The sequence below is a fragment of the Vibrio kasasachensis genome (assembly GCF_050337565.1).
Taxonomy (GTDB): domain Bacteria; phylum Pseudomonadota; class Gammaproteobacteria; order Enterobacterales; family Vibrionaceae; genus Vibrio; species Vibrio kasasachensis.
The window spans coordinates 40,857-53,324 of the sequence record NZ_JAKJTB010000022.1 but is presented as its reverse complement, the minus strand read 5'-3'; the positions used below and the strand labels follow the sequence as shown (position 1 = coordinate 53,324).

At 43.8% G+C, this 12,468-nt stretch carries 8 protein-coding genes and 5 tRNA genes; 7 read left to right on the top strand and 6 right to left on the bottom strand.

The window, feature by feature from the left end:
- Positions 1 to 33 precede the first annotated feature (33 nt).
- A complete protein-coding gene (gene ilvY / locus L4C38_RS17665) occupies positions 34 to 924 on the bottom strand; it encodes an HTH-type transcriptional activator IlvY (RefSeq protein ID WP_428798868.1) in 891 nt (296 codons plus the stop codon).
- Between the two features lie 145 nt (positions 925 to 1,069).
- On the opposite strand from ilvY, the gene ilvC reads away from it, so the two are divergent.
- Positions 1,070 to 2,554, top strand: coding sequence for a ketol-acid reductoisomerase (gene ilvC, locus L4C38_RS17660; RefSeq protein WP_428798867.1), 1,485 nt, complete (start codon positions 1,070 to 1,072; stop codon positions 2,552 to 2,554).
- A 348-nt stretch (positions 2,555 to 2,902) separates the two neighbouring features.
- Here the strand turns inward: ilvC and ubiK are convergent, their stop codons facing one another.
- The 4 genes from ubiK to L4C38_RS17640 form a co-directional block, all read right to left on the bottom strand.
- Positions 2,903 to 3,154 carry a ubiquinone biosynthesis accessory factor UbiK gene (ubiK, locus tag L4C38_RS17655; protein ID WP_428798866.1) on the bottom strand — a complete coding sequence of 84 codons (252 nt, stop codon included), beginning with the start codon at positions 3,152 to 3,154 and terminating at the stop codon, positions 2,903 to 2,905.
- A 180-nt stretch (positions 3,155 to 3,334) separates the two neighbouring features.
- Positions 3,335 to 6,457 carry a multidrug efflux RND transporter permease subunit gene (locus L4C38_RS17650; protein ID WP_428798865.1) on the bottom strand — a complete coding sequence of 1,041 codons (3,123 nt, stop codon included), beginning with the start codon at positions 6,455 to 6,457 and terminating at the stop codon, positions 3,335 to 3,337.
- 11 nt (positions 6,458 to 6,468) lie between these two features.
- Positions 6,469 to 7,575, bottom strand: a complete 1,107-nt coding sequence (locus L4C38_RS17645; protein ID WP_428798864.1) for an efflux RND transporter periplasmic adaptor subunit — start codon at positions 7,573 to 7,575, stop codon at positions 6,469 to 6,471.
- An 18-nt stretch (positions 7,576 to 7,593) separates the two neighbouring features.
- A complete protein-coding gene (locus L4C38_RS17640; RefSeq protein ID WP_428798863.1) occupies positions 7,594 to 8,175 on the bottom strand; it encodes a TetR/AcrR family transcriptional regulator in 582 nt (193 codons plus the stop codon).
- A gap of 213 nt (positions 8,176 to 8,388) precedes the next feature.
- Between L4C38_RS17640 and rep the strand changes: the two genes are divergently transcribed.
- A complete protein-coding gene (gene rep / locus L4C38_RS17635; protein ID WP_428798862.1) occupies positions 8,389 to 10,407 on the top strand; it encodes a DNA helicase Rep in 2,019 nt (672 codons plus the stop codon).
- Between the two features lie 43 nt (positions 10,408 to 10,450).
- On the opposite strand, the gene L4C38_RS17630 is transcribed toward rep, so the two are convergent.
- Positions 10,451 to 10,864, bottom strand: a complete 414-nt coding sequence (locus L4C38_RS17630) for a c-type cytochrome (protein WP_428798907.1) — start codon at positions 10,862 to 10,864, stop codon at positions 10,451 to 10,453.
- Between the two features lie 291 nt (positions 10,865 to 11,155).
- Here L4C38_RS17630 and L4C38_RS17625 point away from each other — a divergent pair.
- The 5 genes from L4C38_RS17625 to L4C38_RS17605 all read left to right on the top strand — a co-directional run bounded on the left by L4C38_RS17625 (position 11,156) and on the right by L4C38_RS17605 (position 11,822).
- Positions 11,156 to 11,232, top strand: a tRNA-Arg gene (locus L4C38_RS17625).
- Between the two features lie 32 nt (positions 11,233 to 11,264).
- Positions 11,265 to 11,340 (top strand) — tRNA-His (locus tag L4C38_RS17620).
- Between the two features lie 151 nt (positions 11,341 to 11,491).
- Positions 11,492 to 11,568 (top strand) — tRNA-Pro (locus L4C38_RS17615).
- Between the two features lie 47 nt (positions 11,569 to 11,615).
- Positions 11,616 to 11,691, top strand: a tRNA-His gene (locus L4C38_RS17610).
- A 54-nt stretch (positions 11,692 to 11,745) separates the two neighbouring features.
- Positions 11,746 to 11,822 (top strand) — tRNA-Pro (locus L4C38_RS17605).
- Positions 11,823 to 12,468 lie beyond the last annotated feature (646 nt).

Genomic DNA, 12,468 nt, shown 5'->3' with positions numbered 1-12,468 from the left:
CTTGCGTGGCTTTTTACTTTTTCGTCGTAGAAATTAGAGGGTAATATATTTCTCTTGTGCCACTTTCCACAACGCCTTGACTAACGGGTTATCAAGCTGGGATCGCTTGCAGCACACGCCCAATTGAAACGGGGCAATGGGAGCAACTTTAAGCCGTTCTATTTTATCTCGTACTGGGCTATTGTTGATCACCACATCTGGTGCAATCCCCACACCACAACCAAGTGCTACCATACTGACAATCGCTTCATGTCCTGATACCTGAGCGTAAATGTTAGGTTTAATTTTCATAGCTTTGAACCACGTATTAGCGCGCTCTCTGGCTGTTCCTGCTTCTGGGACAATAAACGGAATTAAATTCCAATTGGGTTTTTCATTTTGTAGCTCCTGGGCAAAGTTACTCACACCAGATGGTGCAATCACTGAGAGTGGAATTTCGCTGATAGTTTCAAATTCAATCCGAGAAGGCAGCTGATCGGGCATCGCGGCAATAGCGATATCCGCATCATCAAGGAGTACTTTTTCAATCGCTTGCGCAGGGTCTCCAGTCGAGAGCTTGAATTCAATAAATGGGTGTTGTAGCCGAAACTCAGAGATCAGTTCTGGCAAATGGCTATAGCTGGCTGTGACGGAACAAAATAGGCGTATTTCGCCTTTGAGCTCGTTATCAAAGTCAGTAAATTGCGCATTATAGTTCTGCCATTCACTTAAAATATTGAGTGCTACAGGCAGTAGTTTTTTACCAGCGGGTGTTAATTCGACGCTGCGATTGTCGCGCAGAAACAGGTTTTGTCCTGTTTCTTGTTCTAATTTTTGTATTTGTCGGCTTAGGGCCGAAGGGCTGATGTGCATTGCTTCTGCCGTCTTGGCAAAGTTCTTACTCTCACATAAATGAATGAAGAGTTGCAGGCTCTTAATGTTCATATCAAGTAACGTCCATGTTGCATTTATTGCAATAACTAATTGTGAATATATCACTTTAAGCAATTCACTGTCTGTTTTAGTATCAATTCATTCGATGGGTAAACCTATCGACCACATGGACATATTTCTTAAAGGAGAGCCCACAATGGCTAACTATTTCAATACCCTAAATTTGCGTGAGCAGCTAGACCAACTAGGTCGTTGTCGTTTTATGGATCGTAGTGAGTTTGCAACAGAAGCAGACTACCTAAAAGGAAAGAAAGTAGTCATTGTTGGTTGTGGTGCGCAAGGTCTTAACCAAGGTCTAAACATGCGTGACTCTGGCTTAGACGTAGCCTATGCGCTTCGCCAAGCTGCGATTGATGAACAGCGTCAATCGTACAAAAACGCCAAAGAAAATGGTTTTGAAGTAGGCAGCTACGAAATACTAATCCCTCAAGCAGATTTAGTGGTAAACCTAACGCCAGACAAGCAGCATACCAATGTGGTTGAAACGGTAATGCCACTAATGAAGCAAGGCGCAGCACTGGGTTACTCACACGGTTTCAACATTGTTGAAGAAGGCATGCAAGTTCGTAACGACCTAACCGTTGTTATGGTTGCCCCTAAGTGCCCAGGCACAGAAGTTCGTGAAGAATACAAACGTGGTTTTGGTGTTCCCACACTTATCGCAGTACACCCAGAGAACGATCCAAAAGGTGAAGGCTGGGATATTGCCAAAGCATGGGCAGCAGCGACAGGGGGCCACCGCGCAGGTTGCCTAGAGTCTTCATTTGTTGCAGAAGTTAAATCTGACTTGATGGGTGAGCAAACTATCCTATGTGGCATGCTACAAGCAGGCTCTATCGTTTGTTACGAGAAGATGGTTGCAGAAGGTATTGACCCAGGTTATGCCGGTAAATTACTGCAATTTGGTTGGGAAACCGTAACAGAAGCACTTAAGTTTGGTGGCATCACTCATATGATGGACCGTCTATCAAACCCAGCAAAAATTAAAGCGTTTGATCTATCAGAAGAGCTAAAAGATCTGATGCGTCCGCTATATAACAAGCACATGGATGACGTCATTCAAGGTGAGTTCTCAAGCACCATGATGGCGGATTGGGCTAATGATGATGTAAACCTACTAGGCTGGCGTGCAGAAACTGGCGAAACCGCATTTGAAAACTACCCAACTACCGATGTTCAGATCTCAGAGCAAGAGTACTTTGATAACGGCATCCTAATGATTGCCATGGTCCGTGCGGGTGTTGAGTTAGCGTTTGAAGCAATGACAGCATCAGGTATCGTTGATGAGTCAGCATACTATGAATCACTGCATGAACTACCGCTAATTGCTAACACAGTCGCTCGTAAGCGTCTATATGAAATGAACGTTGTTATTTCAGATACCGCTGAATACGGTAATTACCTATTCGCTAATGTTGCAACACCGCTACTGCGTGAGAAGTTCATGCCAGCAGTGAATACCGATGTTATTGGTAAAGGTCTACAAGAAGCTTCAAACCACGTAGATAATCAGCGTCTCATCGAGGTGAATGATGCGATTCGTAACCACCCAGTGGAGTACATTGGTGAAGAGCTACGTGGGTATATGACGGATATGAAGCACATCGCCGTTGGCGATTGATAACTTGGTTTAAAGCTTCATTTCGGTGTCGAAGGTGCTCATTTACGGGTGTAAATTGCGCGCCTTCTTCTTGAACTGAAACTTTACTCCGGCGTTATAAAAATATATCTATTATGCTTAAGGGATAATTTCGTTAGCTGATGCGCTCATTTATTCTAGTAAGCGGCACGCATCATCCTAGAATTTAATTTGAGTCTAAAAATAGGCTTGGAAAAAAGAACTCCGGATAGACTGGGGTCGATAAATACAAAATAAAGTAAACACAACAAAAACAAAAGGCTTACTCCAATAGGGGTAAGCCTTTTTCTTGATTGGTATTACACACAGCGATTGGTGCGTACAGATACATTACTTGTCTGCTAGTTTTGCTTCTAAGTCAGTCAGTTTCTTTTCCATTTCCGTTAGCTTTTGACGGGTACGCAGTAAAACTTGAGTTTGCACGTCAAATTCTTCACGGCTAACGACGTCGAGCTTGTTTAACTGACCTTGGATTACTTGGCGAACTTTTTGGTCAACGTCTGCACCTAGGTCTTTCACTGGTTGAGGCATTGACTCATGAATCTGCTTAGCGATTTGCTCTAATTTTTTTGGGTCAAACATTGTGTTAACACTCCTGTATCTTTACCTCATTCTATGTAATTGATAGGCAAATGTCGCTAGTTGCCAAGCAAAAAAACGGCTGTTTCGCAGTGTTTATCATCTAAATGAGATCAATAAAAAAGGTCACCGAAGTGACCTTTTTGCTTTTAATAACTAACGCACGTTAGTTTAACTCAAAGCTTAGCTTTTGTTGGATAGCTCGCGGCAGGCCGCTTTTGCTTCATCAACTCGCGCTAACTTTTCCAGATCTTTGTCCTCTAGGAATATAGGTAGAGGTTTATGTTTTTCTGCTAAGTAGCTGTAGATGACGGGTAATACGAATAGAGTAAATAGAGTACCAATCGCCAAACCTGCCACGATTACAATACCGATACTAAAGCGTTGAGCTGCACCAGCACCAGATGCATACATCAATGGTATAAGACCTGCAATCATTGCCGCAGTGGTCATTAGGATTGGACGAAGACGTACTTTCGCCGCTTCCATTACCGCTTCCGTTCGGTTTAGCTTGTTGTGCAACTGCTCTTCTTTTGCCACCTCACAAATCAAAATACCGTGTTTGGTAATCAAACCAACCAAAGTAATCAGACCGACTTGCGAGTAGATGTTCATGGTGGCCGCGCCCCAAGCCAGAGCGATCAAGGCACCACAAATGGCTAATGGTACAGATACCATGATAACAATCGGGTCTTTTACTGATTCAAATTGAATAGCAAGTACCAAGAAGATGATGGCTAAAGCCAAACCAAATGTTGCGTATAGCGCACTGCCTTCTGTCACATATTGTCGCGCTTCACCCATGTAGTCATGGTTATAACCGCTAGGTAACGTGTTTGCTGCAACGTCTTCAAACCAAATAACCGCATCACCCATTGCAGTACCTGGTGCCGGTACTGCACCTACTGTTGCTGAGTTAAGTTGGTTGAAGTGGGGTAATGAGCGCGGCTCTGCCACTACATCGATAGTGATTAAGCTACCTAGTGGTACCGCATTGCCATCAGCTGAGCGTACATAGTAGTTATTCATCGATTCCGGGTTTAGACGATACTTACGTTCAACCTGAGGGATTACCTCGTATGAACGACCATTAAGGTCGATACGGTTAACGTAGCCATCTGCCATCATGGTACTTAGTGTGGTACCGATATCTTGCATGGTCACGCCATACGCACCCGCTTTATCTTTGTCGATGTTGATCTTCATCGTGGCTGAATCGTAGTTTAGATCCAGATCAGAGTAGACGAACATTGGACTAGATTTCACTTCAGTCAGTACTTCAGTGGCAACGGTAAACAAACTCTCAAATGCATTTGGTGTTGTGATAACAAATTGAATCGGTAGACCTGAACCGGCACCAGGTAGCTCTGGCATCTGGAATGCGGTAACTGCCATTCCTGGTACATTCGAGACTAAATCACCCACACGCTTAGCCACTTCAGCTTGGCTAGTTTCTCGTTCACTCCAAGGCACCATAGAGGCAATACCAAAGGCTTGGTTTGAGTTGGGCACACCAGTAAACACCTGCGCAAATGCTACTTCTGGCTGATCAGACAGAATCTTATTTACATCGTTCATGGTGTTTTGCATGTAGTCGAGGTTAGCGGTTGATGGTGCAGTACCCATCAACATCACCACGCCTTTATCTTCTGATGGCGCAAGTTCACTTGGAATAAACTTAAACAACACAGGCAAAGTGGCAAATACAATGACAGCGAATGCTAGAATAACAGGGCGGTGCGCCATGACTGCCTTCAGGATTTTCGCGTAGCGATTAGTCATGCCATCGAGAACATGATGCACTTTCTGTTCGAACTTACTTGGCTTTTCATTTGCCTTAAGCATTTTTGAACACATCATTGGCGATAGAGTTAATGCAACGATACCGGAAACAAAAACCGCACCAGCAAGGGTAAGGGCAAACTCTTTAAACAGTGCACCCGTAATACCACCCATTAGAGCGATTGGCGCATATACCGCACCCAATGTTAGCGTCATCGCAATAACAGGCACTGCGATTTCACGTGTACCAATAATGGCTGCACGGAATGGTGACTCACCAAGCTTAATGTGGCGGTCGACGTTTTCTAAAACAACGATCGCATCATCCACAACTAGACCGATGGCAAGCACCATGGCCAGAAGCGTCATTAAGTTCCACGAGAATCCCATCGCCTGCATCACCATTGCCACACCAATTAGTGATAGCGGGATAGTGACGATAGGAATAATGACCGCGCGGAAAGAGCCTAAGAACAAGGTAATAACCACAAGTACGATGAGCGCGGCTTCAATAATTGTTTTCACAACTTCATTGATCGACTCGTTAATCGCAATGGTGGAGTCATACATGACGTTCATCTTGATGGTGCTAGGTAGGTTACGTTCAAGTTGAGGTAACAGCTCTAACACGTCAGCCGCGATGTTGATTGGGTTAGCACTTGGCGCCGCATTTATTGCTGAAACCACTGCCTCCTGACCATTAGCACTGGCTCGATACACATCATGGCTTTTCTCTAGTGTTACTCTGGCGATGTCTCCAAGGCGAATGATGTCACCTTCTTCAGACTTCACCACAAGGTTACTTAGCTCATCAACGTTGGATACTTGCGTATCAGCACTACCGTTGTACAGTACAAATTCACCAATAGCCTGACCGGTTGCCGATTGATAGTTATTGGCATTGAGCACGCCCATGACATCGGTTGCCGTCATTTTTAATGCGCCCATTTTGGCAGGGTCTAGCCAAATGCGCAGTGCGTATTTTAAACCACCATAAAGGTCGATTTTTGACACGCCATTAACGGTAAACAGTTGAGGGTTAACAACGCGCTCAAGGTAATCAGTAATTTGGCTAGAAGAGAGTTCATCACTGGTAAAACCAATATACAACACCGCTGTTGTAGAGCCAGTTGACATGGTTACGGTTGGATCTTCCGCTTCTTTAGGTAGCTGAGATCGAACCGAGTTAGTCTTCGCCAAAATATCTGACAAGGCGGCATTGGGATCGGTGTTCAACTTCATGTTGACGGTGATGGTTGATTTACCCAACACCGATTGAGAAGTCATATAGTCAATGTTATCTGCCTGTGCGACGGCCTGCTCCAATGGCTGAGTAATAAAGCCTTGAATGAGGTCGGCACTTGCACCGTAGTAACCAGTCGAGACTGTTACTACTGTATTCGTCATTTCAGGGTATTCACGTACTTGCATTTTGAATATGGCTTGGAAACCAAGCAACGCAATCAAAAAGCTGATCGATACCGCTAAAACTGGACGCTTAATAAAAATATCAGTAAAGCGCATGAAGCCTCCAATTACAGCATGGGTGTTTCAGCTGGTGGTGTCGTTGCGTCGCTTTCAACCACGCGTACTTTCGCACCATTACTTAAACGTACTTGGCCAGTCGTTACGATGACATCGCCAGGTTTCACACCATCTAAGATGTGCGCAATATCTGCGACACGTTCACCCACTTGTACAACATGTTGCTGCACTCGCATCACGCCATCGTTTTCAGACAAGATGTAGACATTATCGCCGTATAGCGTGTAAGTAATCGCGGTTTGAGGGACGGTGACTTGATCAACTAGCTTAGGAAGAATGATATTTGCACGGGCAAACATACCGCTACGCAATTTACCATCGCTGTTTGGAATGTCGGCTTGAACTTGGATAAGACCACTTTGAACATTAACGGCAGGTTCAATTGCTGAAATGGAGCCTTTAAACGGAGTCTCTGGATAAGAATCGACGAAGATTTCAACCTGTTGATCAAGCATGATTCGTGAAATGTCTGTTTGTGGCACAGTGAAGCGCAAACGCATTACCGTGGTATCTTCTAAACGTACAATATCAGTACCGGCTTGCAAGTATTGTCCTAAATACACATTACGAATACCAATCACACCAGCAAATGGCGCTTTGATTTCGCGGCGATCAATGGCGGCTTTTAAGCTCTCAATATCCGCTTTTAGTGAGAAGTAGTCAGCACCTGATTCATCGTAAGCTTCTTTAGAAATAGAACCTTTCTTGTACAACCCTTGGTAGCGTTTGTACTTCGCTTGAGCGGCGGGCAACTTAGCTTGTGCGCTTTTCAAGTTGGCGACTTCAACTTCAGAGTCAAGGTTGACCAATGGCTGATCTTTTTCAACTTGAGTTCCGGACTCGAAGCTGATGTGATCAATTACACCGCTGGTTTCATTGGCCACTGTTACACCTTGATTTGGCTCGATGAAACCGATTGCTTCAATCATTGGCACCCAATCAACAGGCTTGATTTCTGTCACTGTGACCGGAAACTCCGGTTCAGGGCGATTTGCTAAGTACTCAGCAATTTTCTGTTGTTTGAATAGATTGAAACCAATCACGCTACCAAACAGTAGCACGACGATGACAATCATGAAGAAAGTCCACTTTTTCATTCTTGTTAGAACTCCAAGTTAGTGATTAATTACTGCATCCCAACTGGCATTGATAGCGGCTTCGAATGCCTCATCATCCAGATGGTAAAACCCCAGCGTGTGCTTTCGAGCAATGGCAACACACGCTTCAAATGTCAGACCTGACAACACTTCATTTGCAATGGGTTTAAATACCCCTTGTGCCTTGCCATCATCAAACAGCTTGTTCACCTGAAAGAATTTCAGCTTTTCTTGTGCGCGGATCTCGTTATCGGTGGTGCAAGGTAATGAGTCATATTGAACTCGGTTACTCAGCGCATTTTTATTTGAGACCGCTAAGTTCCAAGTATTGACCCACATTTTTCGATAACGAGTTTTAAGCGGTTCAGTGCCATCAATATCAGCTTGTACTGCGTCTGCGATACGTTGCGTGACATTTAGGCGAACCTCCGCGAGAAGATGCTCTTTGTCAGAAAAATAACAGTAGATGGTCCCTGCAGCGACGCCAGCTTGTTTGGCGACTTTCTGCATGGATAAGCCATGAAAACCCGACTCCGCAATAACAGTTTCTGCGGCGCTGAGAATTTGCTGCTTTTTATCTACGCTTAACTTATTAGCCATTAAATGACACACAAATGAATGAACGTTCATTCATTATAGACTAAATTGCGTGCAAAAGTTCAATAGACTATTGCACTTATTAAGTAAAAAATGTGTCAAAGTGATTTCCAGCCAACGAGTAGAAGCCTAAATTGGGTGCCAAATTTAAATATTAGCAATCGTTGTGTTGCGCCATTATTATAGGCGCCATTAATTTTTCTGGATGAGACCAACATGAAGCTGAACCCCGGACAAGAGCAAGCGGTTAAGTATGTGTCAGGCCCATGCCTAGTGCTTGCTGGTGCTGGCTCAGGAAAGACGCGAGTGATTACTAACAAGATTGCTTATTTGGTCCAGCAATGTGGTTACAAGGCACGTAATATTGCCGCGGTGACATTTACCAATAAAGCCGCCAGAGAAATGAAAGAACGTGTCGGGCAAACGTTAAGTAAGCAAGAAGCGAAAGGGCTTATGGTGTCTACTTTCCATACGCTCGGCTTGAACATTATCAAACGCGAACACAAGCACCTTGGGCTTAAGTCAGGTTTCTCTCTCTTTGATGATCAAGACCAAATGGCGCTACTTAAAGAGCTGACAGAAAAACAGTTAGATGGCGATAAAGATTTATTGCGCCAGTTACTAAGCAGTATCTCCAACTGGAAGAATGATATGTTTACGCCCGATGAGGCGAAGGCTCGTGCGCAAGGAGAGCAGCAGCAATTGTTTGCTTTTTGCTTTGAGATGTACCAAAAGCAGATGCGTGCATACAATGCTCTAGATTTTGATGATCTGATTCTCATGCCAGTATTGTTATTACGCGGTAATGAAGAGGTACGTCAGCGCTGGCAGAACAAGATTCGTTACCTTCTCGTCGATGAGTACCAAGATACCAATACCAGTCAGTATGAGTTAGTGCGTCTTATTGTTGGTGAGCGCTCACGTTTTACCGTAGTGGGAGATGACGACCAATCTGTTTATTCTTGGCGTGGTGCAAAACCGCAGAACTTAGTGTTGCTGGGCGAAGACTACCCTAATTTGAAGCTTATTAAGCTTGAACAAAATTATCGTTCGACTAACCGCATTCTGCGTTGCGCGAATATATTGATTGCCAATAATCCGCACGTTTACGAGAAAGTGCTTTTTTCACAACTACCGGATGGTGAAAAACTTAAAGTATTGCTGGCGAAAAACGAAGAACATGAAGCTGAGCGTGTGACGGGTGAAATCATTGCGCACAAATTCCTTAATCGCACTGAATATCGACATTACGCAATTTTGTATCGCGGCAACCATCAATCACGTTTGATTGAAAAATCATTGATGCAAAACCGAGTGCCTTACAAGCTCTCTGGTGGTACCTCCTTTTTTGCGCGTGCGGAAATTAAAGACATCATGGCTTACCTTAAAGTCTTGGTGAACCCTGACGACGACAATGCATTTCTACGCATTGTGAATACACCTAAGCGTGAGATAGGTCCTGTCACGCTTGAGAAGCTGGGTAGCTACGCCAATATGCGTGGCAAGAGTCTGTTTGAAGCAAGCTTTGAGATAGGGCTCGAACATCATTTAACTGGGCGTGGTTTAGAGAACTTACGTCGCTTTACTTCGTGGCTGGTGGCAATAACCGATCAAGCGGAACGTGGTAATACGGTGGAAGCTGTGCGTTCATTGGTGCGTGATATTCACTACGAAGATTGGTTGTATGAAACGTCTTCTAGCCCTAAAGCGGCCGAAATGAGAATGAAGAACGTATCTGATCTCTACTCATGGATTGTTTCTGATTTAGAAGGTGACAACTATGACCAAGAAGAGAAGACACTTAAAGAAGTAGTACTGCGCTTAACGCTTCGCGACATGATGGAGCGTAATGAAGAAGATGAAGATAGCGATGCGGTTCAATTGATGACCTTGCATGCGTCTAAAGGTCTGGAATTCCCTTATGTGTATCTGATAGGTACAGAGGAGGGCATCTTGCCTCACCAAGCCAGTATTGATGAAGATAATGTTGAGGAAGAACGCAGGCTAATGTACGTAGGTATTACCCGCGCGCAAAAAGAGCTCAACTTTACTATGTGTCGTGAGCGTCGTCAGTATGGTGAGTTGTTGAAGCCCACCCAAAGTCGTTTTTTAGATGAATTGCCATTTGATGATGTGGAATGGGAACAGACGAAGAAGCCAGTAACTCAAGAAGAGCGAATGGCAAAAGGACAGGCGCACATTGCCAATTTAAGGGCGATGTTTAATAAGAAGTAATGCAGAAATAAAAAGGCTTGGTTTATCCAAGCCTTTTTGTCAGTTATAGACCTTCGATCATATGGTCGATGGCTGCGATGATTTCATCATCTGAACAGTCCATACAAGTGCCTTTCGCAGGCATGGCATTGAAACCAACAATTGCATGGTTGTTCATTACATCTCTGCCCTGAGCGATACGTGGACTCCAATCGCCAGCATCACCAGTTTTAGGTGCACCACTAATTCCCGTTGAGTGACAAGCCGTGCAGAAAGTACCGTAAACAGTGGCACCATCGCGTGGTCCGCTTGGTTCAGCGACGACCGGCTCGCTGCCCGCGAGATAAACATCACCAACAGGTTTAATCCTTTCTGCAATAGCATCATATTGTTCTTGGCTTACACTTGCTGCAAAAGTCGCGCTAGAAAATGTTGCTGCAGCGATCAAAGCGGTTAATATTTTTCGAGACATATCCATTAAACTCACTATACATTCCTGAGGGTAAGTTCATGCTTACCTTTTAATTAGAGTGTCATTTGATAAGCAGCTAATTTTGCTGTTAAATCAATGTAAACAGTGGGTGATTATATCTCGATAAGTTGTTGCAATAAACAATAACTTCGCAATGAGTAGGGGTACATCACATCGAGGATCGACTTTTTTTAGTCTTTATTGCTGAAAAAGGCATCAAACGGTAAAAAAAGTTGAAAAAGTACTAGACGCAATAGTGTGATATCCGTATTATTCCACTCCGCCGATAGGGCACATGCGCCCGTAGCTCAGTTGGATAGAGCGTTGGCCTCCGGAGCCAAAGGTCGAAGGTTCGAATCCTTTCGGGCGTACCATACCCCGGAAGATATCGGTAAAAAATTTAGTGGTGGCTATAGCTCAGTTGGTAGAGTCCCGGATTGTGATTCCGGTTGTCGCGAGTTCAAGCCTCGTTAGCCACCCCATTATTTAGGTAGCTTTGCTTCCTTTCTTGATGAAAATCGAGATAAAATATAAGTCGGTGAATCGCGTTTTTGTAACGCATCTCGGCTCTTGGAATAATCGAGACTAGAGGTTGATCCTTTATCACGTAAACCAAGTAAAAAAATACTATGTCGGTGAATAGCGCAGCTTGGTAGCGCATCTGGTTTGGGACCAGAGGGTCGGGGGTTCGAATCCCTCTTCACCGACCACTATTTAGTTTATTGCTTTTATTATGCAGTGAACAAAAAGAATTGTGGTGGCTATAGCTCAGTTGGTAGAGTCCCGGATTGTGATTCCGGTTGTCGCGAGTTCAAGCCTCGTTAGCCACCCCATTATTCAGGTAGCTTTGCTCCCTTTCTTAATGAAAATTAAGATAAAACCTACGTCGGTGAATAGCGCAGCTTGGTAGCGCATCTGGTTTGGGACCAGAGGGTCGGGGGTTCGAATCCCTCTTCACCGACCACTATAAAAAAGCCTCGTCAGAAATGACGAGGCTTTTTTGCGTCTGCTCGTTTAATTTTTATTGTCCAAAGTTTGGTAAGAGCAGTGATAAATTTCTGCGCCAGAACGGTCAAGTTTATTGCTCACGGTGATAATTATGCCAATTAAAAGCTTGGAGTCTCCTACCTAAAAGCTGAATATTGTTTCGCCTGTTCCTTTTTCACTTCACCTATTATTCCAATAAATCGTGTTGTTTGTATTTCAATGCTGCCCTATTTTTCAATTACGATAAGACCTTAACTCGGTATATTTAATTCTTATTGGTTTTTTTAGCTGCCTATTTATTAAATTATCAATTTTGAATCTGTAATTACCCATAGAGATAGTGTTATGTATCGTTTTTGTTAATAAGTCGTCACGCCTATTTATGCAATTCGATTTCTTAGTAAGCAAGTTATAGCAATGGCTTTGGTGGACTAAACAACTATTTGCCTAAATATTTATGCATTACTTCGTTTATTACTTGCTTGAAATATGAGCAAAAGCAATTTTTTATACTGCTTTTGTTGCATTCCTGTGAGATATTTGCCAAATTGAAAGGCTTGTAACTACCAGAACATCATACTGGTATTTGAATGGATTCAGTTTTTCAGACAGGGCAGGGATCT

Excerpts from the sequence above, each read along its gene's own strand:
- ilvY (WP_428798868.1), bottom strand. The coding sequence starts at position 924 with ATGAACATTAAGAGCCTGCAACTCTTCATTCATTTATGTGAGAGTAAG.
- ilvC (WP_428798867.1), top strand. The coding sequence starts at position 1,070 with ATGGCTAACTATTTCAATACCCTAAATTTGCGTGAGCAGCTAGACCAA.
- ubiK (WP_428798866.1), bottom strand. The coding sequence starts at position 3,154 with ATGTTTGACCCAAAAAAATTAGAGCAAATCGCTAAGCAGATTCATGAG.
- L4C38_RS17650 (WP_428798865.1), bottom strand. The coding sequence starts at position 6,457 with ATGCGCTTTACTGATATTTTTATTAAGCGTCCAGTTTTAGCGGTATCG.
- L4C38_RS17645 (WP_428798864.1), bottom strand. The coding sequence starts at position 7,575 with ATGAAAAAGTGGACTTTCTTCATGATTGTCATCGTCGTGCTACTGTTT.
- L4C38_RS17640 (WP_428798863.1), bottom strand. The coding sequence starts at position 8,175 with ATGGCTAATAAGTTAAGCGTAGATAAAAAGCAGCAAATTCTCAGCGCC.
- rep (WP_428798862.1), top strand. The coding sequence starts at position 8,389 with ATGAAGCTGAACCCCGGACAAGAGCAAGCGGTTAAGTATGTGTCAGGC.
- L4C38_RS17630 (WP_428798907.1), bottom strand. The coding sequence starts at position 10,864 with ATGGATATGTCTCGAAAAATATTAACCGCTTTGATCGCTGCAGCAACA.